Origin of the sequence: Kitasatospora sp. NPDC101235, from assembly GCF_044767505.1 — a bacterium.
GTDB lineage: Bacteria > Actinomycetota > Actinomycetes > Streptomycetales > Streptomycetaceae > Kitasatospora.
On the sequence record NZ_JBIWNZ010000019.1, the window covers coordinates 102645 to 122453 of the forward strand.

At 75.5% G+C, this 19809-nt stretch carries 5 protein-coding genes; all 5 read left to right on the forward strand.

The window, feature by feature from the left end; translation table 11 throughout:
- Nucleotides 1-49 precede the first annotated feature (49 nt).
- The 5 genes from ACIRRH_RS28185 (at nt 50) to ACIRRH_RS28205 (ending at nt 19741) form a co-directional block, all read left to right on the forward strand.
- Nucleotides 50-13150 carry a MupA/Atu3671 family FMN-dependent luciferase-like monooxygenase gene (locus ACIRRH_RS28185; RefSeq protein ID WP_403072990.1) on the forward strand — a complete coding sequence of 4367 codons (13101 nt, stop codon included), beginning with the start codon at nt 50-52 and terminating at the stop codon, nt 13148-13150.
- Entirely contained in the window at nt 13147-14616 is a 1470-nt protein-coding gene (locus tag ACIRRH_RS28190; protein ID WP_403072993.1) for a condensation domain-containing protein, read from the forward strand. Before ACIRRH_RS28185 ends, ACIRRH_RS28190 begins: the two co-directional genes overlap by 4 nt.
- Nucleotides 14617-15188: 572 nt before the next feature.
- The gene (locus ACIRRH_RS28195) at nt 15189-15719 is read left to right on the forward strand and encodes a GNAT family N-acetyltransferase (RefSeq protein ID WP_403072996.1); all 531 of its coding nucleotides are present in this window, start codon (nt 15189-15191) and stop codon (nt 15717-15719) included.
- On the forward strand, nt 15716-16459 hold the full coding sequence (locus ACIRRH_RS28200) for a phosphotransferase family protein (protein WP_403072999.1): 744 nt from the start codon (nt 15716-15718) through the stop codon (nt 16457-16459). The genes ACIRRH_RS28195 and ACIRRH_RS28200 overlap by 4 nt, the downstream gene beginning before the upstream one ends.
- 252 nt (nt 16460-16711) lie before the next feature.
- Nucleotides 16712-19741: an AMP-binding protein gene (locus ACIRRH_RS28205; RefSeq protein ID WP_403073108.1), complete on the forward strand. Its 3030-nt coding sequence runs from the start codon at nt 16712-16714 to the stop codon at nt 19739-19741.
- Nucleotides 19742-19809: the final 68 nt, after the last annotated feature.

The window sequence follows — 19809 nt, forward strand, 5'->3', positions numbered from 1 at the left end:
GCGGCCCACACCCGCGCCCCGGCACCGAATCCGAGAGGTGCCGAACGTCATGAGCCCCACCGGTCCCGACCACGGCCGGCTGCGCGCCCTGGAAGCCCGGCTGCTACTGCGCCCCGAGATCGCCGACTGCGTGCTGCTGCCCGTCGAGCACGAGAACGGCCGCCCCGGTCTGCTCGCCTACCTGGTGCCCGCCGTCGACGACGATCCCGAGGCCCTGCGCCGCCGGGCCGCCGCCGCACTGCTGGACGCCGACCCGAGCGCCGAAGTGCATCTCCTGGACGGCATCGTCCGCACCCCCGAAGGCGAACCCGACGCCGCCGCCCTGGCCGCGGCGCTCACCCGGCCGCCCGCCGGGCCCGGCCCCGCCCTGCGCCACCTGCGCGAACTCACCGACCGCTGGCGGCCGTTCGGCGAGGCCTCGGCGACGGCCGGCACCGCCACGGCGGAGCCGGCGGCCGTACCCGAGGGCCCCGGGACGGAGGCCGTCGGCGCCCCGCTGCCCGACGCCGCGCCGGACGCGCCCCGGACACTGCCCGAGGCGCTGCTGCGCGCCGCCGAGCTGTACCCCGACCGGGGGCTGCACCTGGTGCGGGCGGGCGGCGAGGCAACCAGGCTGACGTACCGCCACCTCCTCTCCCGGTCCCGCGAGATCCTCGGCACGCTGGCCTCCGCCGGGCTGCGGGCCGGAGACCGGGTGATCCTCCAGGTCCCGGACCCGGAGTTCTACTTCCCCACGCTGTGGGCCTGTCTGCTGGGCGGGGTGCAGCCGGTGACGGTGGCCCGCCCGCCGGACTACCACGAGCACAACCCCGTCCTGGAGAAGCTCTGGCACGCCTGGCAGACCCTGGAGGAGCCGCCGGTGCTCGCCTGCGGGCCTGCGGTGGCGGGCCTGGAGCGGCTCGGGGAGCTGTACCCGGCGCCGGGCCTGCGGGTGATCGCCGTCGACCGGCCCGCCGGGGGCGACCGGCCCGCCGCCCCCGAGCACGCCCCCGCCCCGGGCGACGTCGCGATCCTCCAGCTGTCCTCCGGCAGCACCGGGCGGTCCAAGGCGGTGCAGATCACCCACCGCGGCATCCTGGAGTACGTGGCCGGCGCGGTCGCCCACGGCTGCGACCCGGCCGACACCACGGTCAACTGGCTGCCCCTGGACCACGTCGCCGGACTGCTGATGTTCCACCTGCGCGACGTGGTGCTGGCCGCCGACCAGGTGCAGGTGCCCACCGAACTCGTGCTCGCCGACCCGCTGGTCTGGCTGGACGCGCTGGAGCGCTACCGGGCGGCGCACTCCTGGTCGCCCAACTTCGGCTACCGGCTGGTCGCCGAAGCCGTCCGGGCGGCAGGCCCCGGCCGCCACTGGGACCTGTCCGCGGTCAAGTCACTGATCAACGCCGGGGAGCAGTGCACCGAGGCGGTGCTGGACGAGTTCCTGGCCGCCACCGCCCCGTTCGGCGTCCGCCCGGAGCACCTGCTGCTGGCCTGGGGCATGGCAGAGACCTGTACGGCGATCGCCTACAAGCGCTACCACGAGGACGGCGCCCGCCGACTGGTGCGCACCGACTCGCTGACCGGCCGGCTGGAGCCCGCCGACCCGGCCTCGGCGGAGCGCGGCACCGCCTTCCTCAGCATGGGACGGCCCGCGACCGGCACCCGGATGCGGGTGGCCGACGACGCCGGACGGGCGCTGCCCGAGCTCCGGGTCGGACGGCTCCAGGTCCACTCCGGCCGGGTGACGCCGGGGTACCTGAACAACCCGCCGGCCAACCGGGAGGCCTTCGTCGGCGACGGCTGGTTCGACACCGGGGACCTGGCCTTCCTGGCCGACGGCGAGGTGGTGCTCACCGGCCGCCGCAAGGAGATCATCATCGTCAACGGCGTGCACTACTTCTGCCACGAGCTGGAGGACGTGGTGGCCTCCGTGGCGGGGGTGCGCTCCGGGCACGTCGCGGCCTTCGGGGTGCCGGACGAACGCACCGGCACCGAGCAGCTGGTGATCGCCTACGTCCCGAACGACCCGGACGCCCCCGCGCCGCCCGTCGCCGCGGAGGTGCGGCAGCTGCTGGCGGCCCGCCGGCAGCCGGCCCCCGCCCTGGTGCTGCCGGTACCGGCGGCCGAGTTCCCGCGCACCACCAGCGGCAAGATCCAGCGCACCGCGCTGCGCCGCCGTCTGCTGGACGGCGAACTCGACGACCACATCGTGGCGTTGGACCTGGCCGAGGCCAACTCCCGGACGCTGCCGGACTGCGTGCGGCAGCTCGGCTGGGAGCCCCGCCCGGTTCCGGGGGCCCCGGCGGCTCCATCGGATGACGAAACGATCCTGCTGCTCGGCCCGTCCGGCCCCGGCACCCTGACCGAAGCGCTGGCAGCCGCCCTGCCGAACTCCCTGGTGGTGGACCGGCCGCCGACCACCGACCCCGAGGACTGGCTGCGGGCCCTCGGGGACCAGGCCGCCGACCGGCTGGTCTACCTGTGGGGTGCGACGGCCGACGAATCGGCGCAGCCGCCGGACGAGGCGCTGCTCGCCCTGCTGCGGGCGCTCCCGGCGCGGGCGCCGGTCCGCGAGCTGGTCTCGGTCAGCGCCGGGCTGCACGCCGTACTCCCCGGTGAACTCCCCCGGCCGCGGGCCGCGTTGACCGCCGCGCTGACCGCCGGGGCGCGGGCCGAGCAGCTGGTTCCGGCCGCCCGGCACCTCGACCTGCCGGGCGACGCACCGGCCGCGGAACAGGCGGCCGCACTGCTCGCCCTGCTGGCCGATCCCCGGCCGGAGCCCGAATCCGCCTGGCGCTCCGGCCGCCCCTGGGTCCCCCGGCTGAGACCGGCGGAGACCGCCCCCGGGCCCGCCGGGGCGGGCTGCTCGCTGCTCACCCCCGGCGCCCGCTACCTGGTCACCGGCGGCCTCGGCGGGATCGCCGCCGAGCTGCTGCCCGGGCTGCTGCGCGAGTACGGCTCCCGGCTGCTGATCGTCGGCCGGAGCGACCTGGACGCCCCGACCGCCGAGGCGGCCGAGCGCCGCTCCGCGCTGCGCCGACTGGCCGCCCAGGGCGGTCAGGTCACCTACCGCCAAGCTGATGTGACGGACCGTCAGCACATGGCGGAGGTACTCGCCGAGGCCGAGCGGGAGTGGCAGGCGCCGCTGGACGGCGTGCTCCACCTGGCCGGCGGCTACCGGCTCGCGCTGCTGTCCGACACCGACAGCGAGGGCTGGCGCGAGGCCGTCCGGACCAAGACCGAGGGCACCGACCACCTCATCGAGCTGGTCCGGCAGCGGCCCGGCGCGCAGTTCGTCGCCTTCTCCTCGATGATCGGCCTCCAGGAGGCCGTCGGCTCCACCGGATACGCCGCCGCCAACCGCTACCTGGAGAGCACCGTCGAACGGCTGCGCCGGGAGACCGGCACCCCGGCCTGGACGATCTCCTGGGGCCTGTGGAGCGGCATCGGCATGAACCGCGACACCGACAACGAGCAGGCCGCCGCCGCACGGGGCATCGCCGTACTGAGCGCCGCACACGGCCGCCGGCTGTCCTCCCTGCTGCTCGCCGGCGCCCCGGGCCACCGGTACGCCGGTCCGGACCCGAGCTCCCCCGCCGCCCGACCCCGTCTGCTCGCCACCACGCCCCGCCCGGTGGCCGCCGCCGCGCCGGCGCCGTCCACCGTGGCACCGGGAACCCGGTCCGCCGACCGGTCCGTCCCCGTCGCCGAGCACGCCGCACCGTCCGGCCTGCGCCGGCTGGTCCTGGACGCCTTCGAGTCGGTCCTCGACACCCCGCTGGACCCGGGCCGTCCGCTGGCCGAACTCGGCATCGGCTCCCTCCAGTTGATGCGGGTACACGGTGCGCTCAGCACCGCGCTGCCCACGCCCCCCGCGCCCACCGAGCTGTTCCGCCACCCCACCGTGGACGCCCTGATCGCGCACCTGGCCACCGAGCCGGCCACCGGCCCGCTCGTGCCCACCGCCGCCACCACCGCCTCGACGACCGGGCCCGGCGACGACCGCCGGGTGGCGATCGTCGGCCTGGCGCTGCGCCTCCCGGGCGCCGACACCCCCGAGCAGTACTGGCGGAACATCGTCGAGGGCGTCCGCAGCACCACCCGGTTCACCGAGGAGGAGCTGGCGGCGGCCGGACTGCGCCCGGAGGAGTACCGCCACCCCGACTTCGTCCCGGTCACCGGGGCGCTCACCGACATCGACCACTTCGACGCCGAGGCGTTCGGCATCAGCGGCGCCGAGGCGGCGCTGATGGACCCGCAGCAGCGCCTGCTGCTGGAGATCTGCCGACAGGCCCTGGAGGACGGCGGGTACGGCGCTCCGGACCCGGAGCGCCGGGTCGGGGTCTTCGCCGGCACCGGGATGACCCTGTACGCGCTGCGTAACTACTACCAGCACACCCTGGCCGCCACCGCCGACCCGGCCGAGCCGGTGGCCGCCCTGCAGACGGCGATCGGTAACCAGGCGGACTTCGCCGCCACCCGGGTCGCCTACCGGCTGGGCCTCACCGGTCCGGCGATCGGCGTGCAGACGGCCTGCTCCACCTCGCTGGTCGCGGTGCACCTGGCCGTGCAGTCGCTGCTGGCGGACGACTGCGAGCTGGCCCTGGCCGGGGCTGCCGCCCTGCACATCCCCCAGGCCGCCGGCTACCGCTACCAGGAGGGGTCGATCCTCTCCCCCGACGGCGCCTGCCGGGCCTTCGACGCCCGGGCCGGCGGCACGGTCGGCGGCAACGGCGTCGCCGCCGTGCTGCTCAAGCGCCTGGACCGGGCACTGGCGGACGGCGACACCGTGCACGGGGTGATCCTCGGCTCGGCCGTCAACAACGACGGCGGGCGGAAGGTCGGCTACACCGCGGTCAGCGTGGACGGGCAGGCGGCGGTGGTCGGCCGGGCGCTGGACCTGGCGGGCGTGCCGGCCGAGAGCATCGGTTACATCGAGGCCCACGGCACCGGCACCCCGATCGGCGACCCGATCGAGTTCCAGGCACTGGCCCAGGCGTTCCGCGCCCGGACCGAGGCCACCGGCTTCTGCTCGCTCGGCTCGGTGAAGCCCAACATCGGCCACCTGGACACCTGCGCCGGGATGGCGGGCCTGATCAAGGCGCTGCTGGTGCTGCGGCACGGCACCATCCCGCCGCTGGTGAACTTCACCAGCCCCAACCCCGCGCTGGAGCTGGCCGACAGCCCGTTCCGACTCGCCGCCGAGCGCCGGGAGTGGCCGGACGGCCCCGCCCCACGCCGGGCCGGGGTCAGCGCACTGGGCGTCGGCGGCACCAACGCCCACCTGGTGCTGGAACAGGCCCCGGCCGCCGCCGCGGTGCCCGCACCGCGGCCGGCCCCGACCGTACTGCCGCTGTCGGCCCGCACCGCACAGGGCCTGACCGAGCTGGCAGGCCTGCTCCGCGACCGGCTGGACGCCGAACCCGCCCTCGCGCCCGGCGACCTGCCGCTCACCCTCGGCGCCGGCCGACGCGCGCTGCGCCACCGGCTGGCCGTCACCGGCCCCGACCCCGCCGCACTGCGCAAGGGCCTGGACGCCTTCCTGGCGGGCCGGCCCGGCGCCGGCGCGGCCCACCGCGAGACCGGGCGCGGCGAGATCCGGCCGGTGCTGCTCTTCACCGGCCAGGGCGCCCAGTACCGGGGCATGGCCGCCGAGCTCCACCGCGCCTTCCCGGTCTTCCGCGCCGTCCTGGACGAGTGCGACCGCCTGCACCGCGAGGCCTGGGGGGAACCCCTGCTGCCGCTGCTGCTCGACGCCGTACCGCAGGGCACGGAGGACGGCTGGACCACCGAGGCGGCGCAGCCCGCGCTGTTCGCCCTCCAGGCGGCCTACCTGCGGCTCTGGCAGGAGCTCGGTGTCCGGCCGGCCGCGGTCGCCGGGCACAGCGCCGGGGAGTACGCGGCCTTCCACGCGGCCGGCGCGCTCGACCTGGCCGACGGGATGTTCCTGACCGCGCTGCGCGGCCGGCTGATGCACCGGCTGACCGAACCGGGCGCCATGACGGTGGTCTCGGCCGGCCGGGACCGGCTGGCCGGGCTCGGCGACTGGCTGCCCGGGGTGGACCTGGCCGTGGTCAACGGCAAGGGCCAGTGCGTGCTGGCCGGCCCGCAGCGCGAGATCGCCGCCGCCGAGGCCGTGCTGACCGCCGACGGGGTGTCCACCGAACGGCTGGCCACCGACCGGGCGTTCCACTCCCGCCTGCTCGACCCGATGCTCGCCCCCTTCCGCGACCAGCTGGCCCGGCTGCGCCTGCGGCCGCTGGCCGTACCGCTGGTCAGCAACCTCGGCGGCGAGGTGCTGGCCCCCGGGACCGTCCCGACGCCCGAGTACTTCGTCCGGCAGACCCGGGAGACCGCCCGGTTCGACCAGGTCCTCGCCGCGCTGGACGGGCAGGACCACGAGCTGTTCCTGGAGATCGGCCCGCACCCGACGCTGACCGGCATGGGCCGCCGGGAGCTGCCGCAGCGCCACTTCGTCGCCGGCGGTCGGCGCGGCGCCCCGCCGGAGCAGCAGTTCGACGCCGCCGCGGCCGCGCTGTGGTCGCACGGCGTCCCGCTCGACTGGGCCCGCTTCGCCGCCGCCCGGGACTGGCCGGACGGACCGGCCCGCCGCGTCCCGCTGCCCACCACCGTCTTCCAGCGCCGCCGCCACTGGTTCACCGCCCCTGCCCGGCCCACCACCGAGGACCCCGCCATGCACCAGGACCCACCCCAGCAGACCGCGCCGGCCGTGGCGTCGGCCGCCGTACCGATGCCGAGCCCCGAGGATCTCGCCGAGCAGGCCGTACTGCGGCAGGTCGTCGAGCAGACGGCCCGCCAGCTCGGTTACGACGAGGCCTCGGTCGGCACGGACGAGCCCTTCTTCGACCTGGGCGCCGACTCGCTCTCGATGATCAACATGATCCGGGACCTGGAGCGCGAGTTCCGGGTGCGGGTGTCGATGCGCGAGCTGTTCGAGGCGGCGGACACCCCGGCCCGGCTGGCCGGGCTGATCGCCTCCCGGCTGGAGCCGGCGGTGCTGGCCACGCTGCTGCCGGCCGCCGAGCCGGAGCCGGTGGCGGTGGCGGAACCCGAGCCCGCGCCCGCCCAGGCGACGGCTCCGGTTCCCGTCCCGACCGCCCCGATCGTCCAGGCCACCCCGGCCACCCCGGCCGCCCCGGCCGTCCAGGCGCCGGCCCCGGCGCCCCAGCCCGCGCTCGCCGCGCCCACCGCCCCGCAGGCCCCCGTCGCGCTTCCCGCGGTGACCGACGGCACCGGCCTGATCGAGCGCCAGCTCGCGCTGCTCGGCCAGTTCTCCGACCTGATGCGTGACCAGCTCGGCGTGCTGGCCGGCGGCGCGCCCGCACTCCCCCCGGCCACCGCCCCCGCCGCCTTGACCTTGACCCCGACCGCCGTGCCGGCCACCGCCCCGGTCCCGACACCCACCGCCGTCCCCGCGCCCGCCGCCGAGGCCCCCGCCGCTCCGCAGGCCCCGGCCGCCCCCCAGGTGCACGGCCCCCGGGTGACGGTCTCCCGCGAGTCCGGCATGGCCTCCGGCGGCCTGACCGAGCAGCAGCGCGCCCACGTGGACGAGCTGGTCGCCCGCTTCACCGCCCGCACCACCGCTTCCAAGGCGATCACCCGCCGCCACCGCCGCACCCTGGCGGACAGCCGCGCCGTGGTCGGCTTCCGCTCCGGCACCAAGGAGATGCTCTACCCGCTCGCCGCCCGCCGGGCCAACGGGTCCCGGCTGGAGGACGTCGACGGCAACCCGTACGTCGACATCACCATGGGCTTCGGCGTCCTGCTCTTCGGCCACGACCCGGAGTTCGTCTCCGAGGCCGTCCGCGAGCACCTGTCCTCGGGGCTGCGGCTGGGCCCGCGTGGCCCGGAGACCGGCGAGGCCGCCGAGCTGCTGGCCGAGCTGACCGGCACCGAGCGGGTCGCCTTCGCCAACTCCGGCACCGAGGCGAACGCCGGGGCGATCCGGCTGGCCCGCGCGTACACCGGCCGGGACAAGATCGTCATGTTCGAGGGTTCGTACCACGGCCACTTCGACCACACCCTGGGCCGGACGCTGGGCCACGGCGCCGGCCGGGAGACCGTCCCGGTGTCCATCGGCATCCCGGGCAGCGCGGTCGCGGACCTGCTGGTGCTGCGGTACGGCGACCCGGAGAGCCTCAAGGTCATCGAGGAGCACGGCGACCGGATCGCCGCCGTCCTGGTCGAGCCGGTGCAGAGCCGCCACCCGGGCCGCCAGCCCGTCGACTTCGTCCGCTCGCTGCGCGACCTGACCGCCCGGCTCGGCATCGTGCTGGTCTTCGACCAGATGCTCACCGGCTTCCGGCCCCACCTGCGCGGCGCCGAGGGCTTCTGGGGCGTCACCCCGGACGTGTCCACCTACGGCAAGGTGCTGGGCGGCGGCTACCCGATCGGCGCGATCGCCGGGCGGGCGGACATCCTGGACGGCATCGACGGCGGGCACTGGGACTACGGGGACGACAGCTACCCGCCCAAGGACACCACCTTCTTCGGCGGCACCTACATCCAGCACCCGCTGGCGATGACCGCCGCGGGCGCGGTGCTGCGCCACCTGAAGGCGGCCGGCCCCGGCCTCCAGGAGCGGCTGAACGCCCGCACCGACGAGCTGGCCGCGACCCTGAACGGCTTCTTCGAGGAGGAGGAGTTCCCGCTGCGCCTGGCCCACTTCGGCTCGCTCTTCCGGTTCGAGCCCCGGGCCGACATGGAGCTGCTCTTCCCGCACCTGCTGACCCGCGGGGTCTACGTGTGGGAGTGGCGCAACTTCTTCCTCTCCACCGCCCACACCGACGGCGACCTGGAGTTCGTGATCGACGCGGTCCGCGAGTCGCTGCGCGACCTGCGGCGCGGCGGCTTCTTCCCGGCCTCGCCCGGCGTCCGGCTGCCCGCCCCGCGGCCGGCCGCCGAACTCCCGGTGCCCGCCGAGACCGTGGGCCGCGCGCCCGCCCCGGCCGTCGCGTACCAGCCGGTCAGCGACCCGCAGCGGCCGGTGGACTTCAGCCTCTACTTCTTCGGCGACTACCCGCTGGACTCCCCGGAGGACGAGAAGTACCGCATCGTCCTGGAGAGCGCCCGCTTCGCCGACCGGCACGACTTCCACTCCGTCTGGCTGCCCGAGCGCCATTTCCACTCCTTCGGCGGCATCTTCCCCAACCCCTCGGTGCTGGCCGCCGCCCTGGCCCGGGAGACCACCCGGATCCGGCTGAACGCGGGCTGCGCCGTCCTGCCGCTGCACCACCCGGTGCGGGTCGCCGAGGAGTGGTCGGTGGTCGACAACCTCTCCGGCGGCCGGGTCGGCCTGGGCTGCGCCAGCGGCTGGCACCCCAACGACTTCCTGTTCTTCCCCGAGCGTTACGGCAGCCACAAGGAGCTGATGCACCGGCAGATCGACACCGTCCGGGCGCTGTGGCGCGGCGAGCCGTACCAGGGCCGCAACGGCAACGGTGAGCCGATCGAGGTGACCCTGCACCCGCGCCCCCTGCAGGACCTGCCGCCCATGTTCACCGCGATCGTCGGCAACCCGGACAGCTTCCGCGAGGCGGCCCGGCACGACCTCGGCGTCATCACCAACCTGATGACCCAGGACGTCGCGCAGCTGGCCGAGAACATCGCGGTCTACCGGCGCGCCCGGGCCGAGCACGGGCTCGACCCGGAGGCCGGCCGGGTGGTCGTGCTGGTCCACACCTACCTGGGCACCGACCCGGCCACCGCGCGCGAGCAGGCCTACCGGCCGTTCTGCCACTACCTGCGGTCCTCGCTCTCGCTGTTCGGGCAGATGGCCAACAGCCTGGGCCTGACCCTGGACTACGAGAACGCCCGCGAGGAGGACCTGGAGTACGTGCTGGAGCGCGCGTACGAGCGGTACTGCGCCTCCCGCGCGCTGATCGGCACGCCGGAGAGCGTCCAGGGGGTGCTGTCCGAGCTGCGGGCGGCCGGCGCGGACGAGATCGCCGCCTTCGTGGACTTCGGGCTCTCCCCCGACCTGGTGGCGGCCGGCCTGCCGCAGCTCGACGCCCTGCGCCGGGACACCCTGCGCGGCGCCCCGCTGTCGTACGCCCAGCAGCGGATGTGGTTCCTGCACCGGATGCTGCCCGACGGCGGGCAGTACAACGAGGTCAAGGCGATCGCCCTGGACGGCCCGCTCGACCCGCAGGCCCTGGACACCGCGCTGCGCCGGCTGGTCGAACGCCACGTCGCGCTGCGCTCCGTCTTCCGGGAGCAGGACGGCGAACCGTTCCAGCAGGTGCTGGCACCGCCCGCCGGCCCGGTGCTGCAGCGGATGGCGTCCGACGGGACCGGGCAGGACGAGGTGACCCGGCTGGTCGCCGCCGAGGGTGCGCACCGCTTCGACCTGGCCGAGGGCCCGCTGTTCCGTGCCCTGCTGCTGGAGCAGGCGGCCGACCGGCACGTCCTGGTCCTGTCGATGCACCACATCGTGATCGACACCCTGTCGACCGTGGTGATCACCCGGGAGCTGGGCGAGCTGTACCTGGCCGCACAGGAGGACCGCGCCGCCCGGCTGCCGGTGCTCACCATCGGTCCGGCCGCCGAGGCCGCCCGGGAGCGGGCCCGGGTGGCCGCCGGCGAGTACGACGAGAGCCTCGCCCACTGGCGCAAGGTGTTCGGCGGCGGCGACCTGCCGGTGCTGGCCCTGCCCACCGACCGGCCGCGACCGGCCGTACCGGACGGCCTCGGCCGCGCCTTCGTCCACCACCTTCCCGCCGAACTCTCCGACAGCCTGCGGGAGTTGGCCCGGTCTCGGCGCTCGACCCTGTTCATGGTGCTGCTGACCGGCTTCGCCGGCGTCCTGCAGCGGTACGCCGGCCAGGACGAGATCGTGCTGGGCACCCCGGTGGCCAACCGGGCCGAGGGCACCGAGGACCTGGTCGGGTTCTTCGTCAACACCCTGGCACTGCGCCTGGACCTCTCCGGCGATCCGGCCTTCGCCGAGGCGCTGGGCCGGGTCCGCTCCACCGCGCTGGACGCCTACGAGCACCAGCAGCTGCCCTTCGAGGTGCTGGTGCAGGAGCTGAACCCGCAGCGCGACACCAGCCGCAACCCGCTGTTCCAGGTCATGGTCGAGTTCGAGAACCACATGGTCTTCGAACTGGACCTGCCCGGCGTGACGGCCCGTCCGCTGGACCACGTGGCGGACCGCTCCGCCTTCGACCTCACCCTCTTCCTGACCAGCCTGCCCGACGGCATCCGCTGCCACGTGGAGTACGCCGAGACCCTGTTCGACCGGGCCACCGTCGACCGGCTGCTCGGCGCCTTCGAGCGGCTGCTCGCCGCCGCGGTCGCCGACCCGGAGCGCCCGCTCGCCGAGCTCACCGCCGTACCCGCGGCCGAGGCCGACGCGGCCCTGGAGTGCGGGCCCGAAGCCGCCCGGGACCCCGAGCACCCGCTGGCCACCATCGCCGCCACCGCGGCCGAGCGGGCCGGGCAGACCGCGGTCGTCGCCTCCGACGGCACCGAGACGGACTACCGGACGCTCATGGCCCGGGCGGAGGACCTGGCCGGCCGGCTGCTGGCGGCCGGCGTCCACGAGGGCAGCCGGGTGGGCGTGCTGCTGCCCCGCTCGGTGGACCTGGTGGCCGCGCTGCTGGCCATCCTGCGCCTGGGCGCCGTCCACGTGCCGGTCGACGTGCTGCAGGGCCCCGAGCGCTGCCGCCTGATCGTCGAGGACAGCGCGCCGCTCGTCCTGCTCACCACCACGGACGACGCCCCGGCGCAGCTCGGCCTGAGCGTGCCGACGGTGCTCACCGGCACCGCCCCGGCCGACACCGTTCCCGCCGAGCTGCCCCCGCTGCCCGCCCCCTCGGCGCAGGCACCGGCGTACCTGCTGTACACCTCCGGCTCCACCGGCCGCCCCAAGGGCGTGCTGATGCACTCCCTCGCCCTGGCCCACTTCGTGGCCTGGAACGTCGCCGACCACCCAGCGGCCCGTACGCTCCAGTACGCCTCCTGCGGGTTCGACGTCAGCGTCCAGGAGATCCTGACCACGCTGGCCGGCGGCGGCACCCTGCTGCTGATCGAAGAGGAGACCCGCTACGACGTGACGGCGCTGGCCGCCGTGGTCCGGGCCACCCGGGCCGAGCGGGTCCACCTGCCGTACACGCCGCTGGCGGCCCTGACCGACGCGCTCGGCGAGGAGCCGGTGCCGCACCTGCGGGAGCTGATCTCGGGCGGCGAGCAGGTGCTGCTCACCCCCACGCTGCGGGCCTTCCTGCGCCGCAACCCCGGCTGTCGGCTGGTCAACCACTACGGCCCGACCGAGACCCACGGCATGACGGCCTGCGTGATCGATCCGGACGGTCCGGAGCACGCACCGATCGGCCGTCCGACCCCGGGCAGCCGGGTCGTGCTGCTGGACGCCTCCGGACGCCGGGTGCCGCCCGGCGCGGTCGGCGAGATCCACGCCCTCGGCGTCCAGGTCGGCATCGGCTACGTCGGCCTTGAGCAGGAGAGCGCCGCCCGCTTCACCGACACCCCCGACGGCCGCAGCTACCGCACCGGCGACCTCGGCCGGTGGCGGCCGGACGGCCTGCTGGAGTACCTCGGCCGGGCCGACCGCCAGGTCAAGGTGCGCGGCTACCGGGTCGAGCCGGGCGAGATCGAGACCGTGCTGCGGGGTGTGCCCGGCGTCCACGCCGCCGCCGTGACGGCGCGTCGCACCGCGGCGGGCACCGTACTCGCCGGGTACGTCGGGTGCGCGGCCGCCGACCTGCCCCGGGTCGCCGACCGGCTGGCCGACCTGCTGCCCGACTACATGGTGCCCGGGCTCTGGGCCACCGTCGACACCCTGCCGTTCACCGTGCACGGCAAGCTGGACACCGCCGCGCTGCCGGAGCCGCGACCGCTGGGCGCGGACGAGCCGCAGGCCGCACCGGCCACCGAGCTGGAGCGCACCGTGCAACGCCTCTGGGAGGAGGAGCTCGGCCGCCCCGCCGGGGTGGAGACCTCCTTCTTCGACCTGGGCGGACACTCGCTGGCCGCCACCCGGCTGCTGAACCGGGTCCGCGAGGCGACCGGCCTGCGGATCGGCGTGCTGGACTTCTTCCGCCGCCCGACCATCCGCGCGATGGCCGCCCACCGGCCGGCCGTCGGGCACCAGCCGGCCCCGGCCTTCGAGGAGGGGACGCTGTGAGCACGGCACAGGACGACTGGGCACGGCTGCTGCGCCTGCTCGACGAACGCGAGATCGCACTGCGCACCACCGGCGAGCGGCTCGGCTACCTGGCCCCCGCCGGGGCGATGGACGAGGAGGTCACCGGCCTCGTCCGGGCCCACCGCGACCGGCTGCTGACGATCCTGACCGGCGACGGAACCGCCCTGGCCGCCGCACCCGCCGGGGTGGCGCAGTGGCGGCTGCACAAGGCCCACGGCCTGTCGGCCGATCGGGCGGTGTGGAACATCGTCGAACGTATCGCCCTGCGCGGGCCGCTGGAGCCCGAGCGGCTGGCCGCCGCGCTGACGGCGGTGACCGAGCGGCACGAGAGCCTGCGGACCCGGTTCCTGGAGACCGAGCTCGGCGTACTCCAGCAGGTGCTGCCGAACACCCCACCGGACCTCCCGGTCGAGGACCTGCGCGGGCTCACGCCCGCCGGGAGGGAAGCGGCGCTCGCCGGGGCCCTCGAAGCCGAGATCGGCCGCCCGTTCGACCTGCTCGCACCCCCGCTGCTGCGCGCCCGGCTGCTGCGCCCGGCGGCGGAGGAATGGGTGCTGCTGCTGACCATCCACCACATCGCGGTGGACGGCTGGTCGCTGGCCACCGTGCTGGCCGACCTGGGCGCGCTCTACCGTACGGGCGGGCCGCTGCCGGAGGAGCCCGGCCGGATGACCGACCATGCCTGCTGGGAGCGGACGGTGGTCACCCGGACCGCCATCACGGAGGCCGCCGACCACTGGGCGTCAGCCCTCGGCGGGGCCTCGCTCTCGGTGGACCTGCCCACCGACCGGCCGCGTCCCGAGCAGCGCTCCGGGCGCGGCGAGACGGCAGAGTTCCGGATCCCGGCGACCGTGGCCGACGCGGTCGGGCGGTACGCCGCCTCGCGCTCGACCACAGCCTCCGCCGTCATCGTGGCCGCGTTCGCCCGGCTGCTCGGCTCGCTCAGCGGTGCGCCGGAAACCCTGATCATGCTCTCCAACGCCAACCGCATCCGGCCGGCCGACGAGAAGGTGGTCGGCCTGATCACCAACGGTCTGCCGATCCTGGTGCCCACCCCGGGCGCGGGCGGGTTCGGGGAGCTGGTCGACCACGCGGCCGAAGCGATCGCCTCGGCCCTCGACCGCTGCCACACGCCCTTCGGTCTCTTGGTTGAACCCCTGCGCGAGCGCGGCGTCTCGCTGCCCGCCTCGTTCCCGCAGGTCCTGCTCGCCGTCCAGAGCACCCCGCCCATCGTGCTCGACCTGCCCGGCGTGACCAGCGAGGTCGTGGACGTCCCCGGCCACTCCACCCGCGCCGACTGCTCGTTCTCCGTCACCCCGGACGCCGACGGCTACGCGGGCCAGGTCGAGTACGACGCCGACCTGTTCGACCCGGGCACGATCCGGGGCTGGCTGGACGCCCTGGTGGCCGACCTGGCGAAGCAACTGGCCGTCCCGCTCGCGTGACACCGGACGGGCCCCGGTGGGCGGCATGCCGCCCACCGGGGCCTACAGCGCTGCGCGGATCAACCGCGGCCTACCCAGCGCGACGCGAACGGCCTCGTGGACGACCTTGCTGGCGATGCCCTGCTGGACGGGTTTTCGAGCATGAGCAGCCCCGGGTAGAGGAAGTCACCACCCGGGTCGTTGGAGAGGAGAAGCAGGGATCGGCTGTGGGCGAGGAGAAGGAGCACCTGGAACGGGTCTCCCATCGGTTGGAGAAGGCTGGCGCCCCGGCCGCGGCATGGTCACGCGGAGGCCGGGGCCGTGTGCGACGGCTGAGGTATCAGTACCTCGGGTTCAGTGGCCAGTGCGGTCCGTCGGACTGGTCGAGCCACACGCGCTGCCCGGTGCCGGTGATGGTGAGGCCGTAGCGGTCGCGGGCCGGGCAACCGTTGGCGACGTACAGGCGGTGGGCGGCTTCGAGCTCGGACCACCGGGAGCGTGGCCCCGCCCTTCGGGCACCAGGGCGAGCGCGCCCGGCATCTCGGACCGGAACCCGTTGGGCACGTCAGTCCCACCAGTGTTAAATATGTGACATGTTACAAGGCATTCACATCACCCTCCGGGCCCGTCACGACGCCGACCTCCCGGTGCTCCTGGCCGAGCTGTACGACGACGTGGCGACCCGCTCGCGGGCCGACTCCCGGCCCTGGCGGCCCATCCCGCCGGGCTCGGCGCACTCCCCGTACGTGGTCTCCGGCCCGTCCGACGAGGCCGCGTGCTTCTCCGTGGTCGAGACGGCCACCGGGGAGCTGGCCGGCGAGGCCCTCCTGTGGGGCATCGATGCCCACAACCGCAGCGCCCACGTGGGCCTCGCCCTGCGGCCGGGCCACCGGGGGCGCGGGTTCGCACCGGACGTCCTGCGGGTGCTCTGCCACTACGCCTTCCCGGTGCTCGGCCTGCGCCGCCTGCAACTGGAGACGCTCGCGGACAACACCCCGATGCTCCGGGCCGCCACAGGTGCCGGCTTCACCGTCGAGGGGCGGCTGCGCCAAGCCGCCTGGGCGTACGGGGAGTTCGTGGACCAGGTCGTGCTCGGGCTTCTGGCCGAGGAGTGGCAGCGATGACCGACGGGCCGTCCGGGCTACTACCCCTCCCGCACGGCTACACCAACCGCACCGCCGGCGACGGCACGGTGGTGGTCAACCGCACCGCCGGCGACGGCACGGTGGTGGTGAAGCGCTACCAAGGGCCGGACGCCGAGGAGCGCAGGCAGCGCGAGCACCGGCTGCTGACCCTGCTGCACGGACTGCTGCCGGTTCCCCCGGTGCTCGGCACCGAGCCGGGCGCCGTCACGCTCGGCCACCTGCCCGGCGTGCCTGCGCAGGATCTGCTGGACGCCGGGCACGGCGCGCAGGTCCTGGCCGCCTGCGGGCGGCTGCTGCGGCGGATCCAAGCCGTCGACCCCAGCGTGACCGGGGACGTTCCGGCACCTCCGGGGTCGGTGCTGGTGCACGGGGACTTCGGGCCCAACAACCTGCTGCTGGATCCGGCGACCTTCGCCGTCACCGGCCTGCTGGACTGGGAGTTCGCCCATCCGGGCAAGCCGGTGGAGGACCTGGCCTGGTGCGAGTGGATCGTCCGCACGCACCACCCGGCCCGGGCGGGCGACCTGCACCACCTCTTCGACGCGTACGGGCAGCCGGTGCCGCCCTGGCCGCGGCGCCGGGCCGCGATGTTCGCCCAGTGCGCCCGGTTGGAGGACTTCTGCCGTCGGCGCGACCCGGACGGGCCAGGGGTGCGGCAGTGGCAGGAACGCGGGCGGCTGACGGCGGGCTGGCCGGAGCAGCCGGGACCGCTCTCCTGACCCCGAGCGGGCCGGTCCCCAGGCGGGCTGTTTCCCGACGGCGCCGGGGCGGGGGCGGCGCCTCCGGGCCCACGCGCCAAGGGTCATGACGATATGTGAACGGATCTGGCGCCCGCCTTCACCGTTCCGATACGGTCTGGACCAATCAGCGGCCGATCTTCGTCCGGCATCGGTCCGCCGCGCTCCGAAAGCCTCCCGGGAGTCGTCATCAGCGCCCAGCCCGTCCCCGTTCCGCTCACGCTCCCGGCACTCCTGGACCACCGGGCCGCGCTCCATCCCGATCGCACCGCGCTGCTGGTGCCCGGCGGCGGGAGTCTCACCTACGGCCGCTGGCGCGAGCGGGCGGTGCGGGCCGCGCACGGGCTGGCCCGGGCAGGCGTGCGGCCCGGGGACACGGTGGCGCTGCTGTTCACCAACCGGGAGTGGGACGAGTACGCCGTGGCGTTCCTGGCCGCCCACTACGCGGGCGCGGCCGGACTGGTGATCCGCGAGGACCTGGCCCCGGCCGATGTGGAGCGGCTGGTCGAGGCCGCCGGGGCACGCTGGGCGGTCGCCGGGAACGGCCCCGGCACCACGCTGCCCACCTTCGGGCTCGACGATCTCGACGCCCCGCTCGACGAGCCGCTCGACACTCCGGACGGAAACGGGCCGCCGCACCGGGTCGATCCCGGGGACCTGGCCCAGATCATCGGGACCTCCGGCACCACCGGCACCCCGAAGGGCGTCCGGGCCGCGCACGCGAGCCTGACCGCCGGTCTGGTCCTCGACCCCCGGCCCCGCCCGTACGCGCACTCGCGGCACGCGGTGCACGCCTTCCCGATCGGCACCAACGCCGCCCAGGCGGTGCTGGTGAACGCGCTGACCGCGCAGCCCACGACGATCTGTCTGCCGCGCTTCGACGCGGAGGAATTCGGCCGGGTGGTCGAGGAGTTCGGCGCGGGCACGGTCTTCCTGGTGCCGTCGATGGCGGTGGAACTGCTGAACTCCCGGATAGCCGACCGCCGGGACCTCGGCAGCGTCCTGCTGGTCGGTTCCACCGCCGCCGCGCTCCCGCCGGCCGTCGCCGCCGGGCTGACCGCCGCGCTGCCGAAGGCCGTGGTCGTCAACACCTACACCTCGGCCGAGGCCTCCCCCGCCCAGATCTCCGCGATCGTGGACCCCGGCCGTCCGGGCTCGCTGGGCCGTCCGACCGACCCCGCCGACCTGCGGATCCTGGACGAGGACGGGGAGCCGGCGCCGCCCGGTGGGACCGGCGAGATCTGGCTGCGCCAGCCCGGCCCGCCGCGCGGCTACGCCGGAGCGGACTCCGACACCGTCTTCCGCGACGGCTGGGTGCGCATGGGCGACCTCGGCAGACTGGACGAGGACGGCTTCCTCCACCTGGTCGACCGGGAGAGCGACATCGTCAAGTCCGGTGCGCTGAAGGTCTCGACGCTGCGGATCGAGGCCGTGCTGCACGAGCACCCGCAGGTCGCCGACGCCGCCGCGCTCGGCCTGCCGCATCCGGTGATGGGCCAGATGCCGGTCGCCGCCGTGGTCCCGATGCCGGGCGGAATCGATCCCGACGGGCTGCGGCTCTTCCTGAGCGAGCGGCTCGCCAGGCCCGAACTGCCCGTGCGCATCCTGGTGTTGGACTCCCTGCCGCGCAACCCGAGCGGCAAGGTGGTCAAGCACGAACTGCGGACCGCGTTCGAGGAGCCCGCCCCGGTGACCGGAAGGGCCCCGGAGACGGAGCGGGAGCTCGCCCTGGCCGGCCTGTGGCGGGCGGTGCTGGGACGGCCGGTCCGGGCGGTGGAGGACGAGTTCTTCGCCCTCGGCGGTGACTCCTTCCGTGCCGTCCAGCTGGCCGCCGCGATCTCCGCCGAGTTCGGTGTGGCGGCGCGCACGGCGCTCGTCTTCGAGCGCCCCTCGCTCCGTGCCCAGGCGGCCTGGCTGGAGCGGGCCGAAGCCTCTCCGGCCGTGACGGGTGAGCGGTCCGGGGCCGAGGTGTCCGACTTCCTCCGCTCGCTGCGCGCCCAGCCGCACGACCTGCCGCTCACCTCCCAGCAGGAGAACTTCCTGCGCTGGATGGCCGAGGCCCCGGGCCGCAATGTCGGCTCGGTGGCGGTGATGTTCCGGGTGACGGAGGGCCTGCGGACGGACGTCCTGGCCGAGGCCCTGTACGAGACGATCCGCCGCCACCCCGCGCTGCGGACCGGGTTCGTCCCGGTACCCGGTGCCGAACCGGGGGTGCTGCGGGCCGTCCTGGACGACGACCCGCACGCCGACCTGGTGCTGGTGGAGGCGCCCGGGGCGAGCGACGACGAGGTGTCGGCTCGGCTGGTCGCCGTGCGCGACCGGCTGACGGACGTCGCGACGGCGCCGATGACCAGACTGGCCGTGGTGAGCCGCGGACCGGAGGACCACGTCGTCCTGCTGGCCGTCCACCACCTCGTCAGCGACGGCTGGTCGCTGGGCCTGCTCCTGCGCGACCTGGGGGTGGCCTACTCGGCGCTGTGCCACGGCCGCCGGCCGCCGGCGGCCCGGCCCGGCCCGGAGTACCGCGAGCTGGTGGAGTGGTCGAACGCCCACTGGCCGGTGTCCCGGACGCACTTCGCGGCGGCGCTCGCGGACGCGCCCGCGGCGATCGATCCCTTCCCCGGGCGCCGGCACACCGAGGTGGTGCTGAGCGCCGCCCACGCGTTCACGGTGCCCCCGGAGGCGGCGGACGCGCTGCGGGCCAGGGCGGCGGAGCTGGGGGCCACGCCGTTCCTCGCGGTGGCGGCGGTCTGGAGCGGCCTGCTGGCCGCCCGCAGCGGACAGCCGGACCTCGTCCTCATGACGCCGGTACCCGGCCGGACCCGGCCGGAGGCGGAGCGGGCGGTCGGCTGCTTCGTGCAGTCGCTCCTGGTGCGGGTGGACGTGTCGGGTACGCCGGGGTTCGCGGAACTGCTCGACCGGGTCCGGTCCGCCGCCACCGCCGCGCTCGACCACCAGCTGTACCCGTTCGCGGAGTTCAGCCCGCTGGTGCCGTTCGCGGCCTGGCTGCGGTACGAGAGCTGGAGCGCGCCGGCCCAGCTGCCGGGGGTGGCCTGCGCCGCGTGGGAGCTGCCGCGCAACGCCACCGTGCCGTACCCGCTGCCGGGCGGTGACCGGCACGTCCCGGAGCTCGCGGTCACCGAGCAGCCGGACGGCGCGCTGCGGTGCTGGCTGCGGTACAACGAGCACGCCTTCGAGGCGGGGACGGTGACCGCGCTGGCCGACGACCTCGCCGCCGCGCTGGCCGGAGCGGCCGGCATCTGACACGAGGACAGCGGGGGTGCGGCCGCCACCGGCCGCACCCCCGGATCGCATTCCCGCCCGCCCGGCCG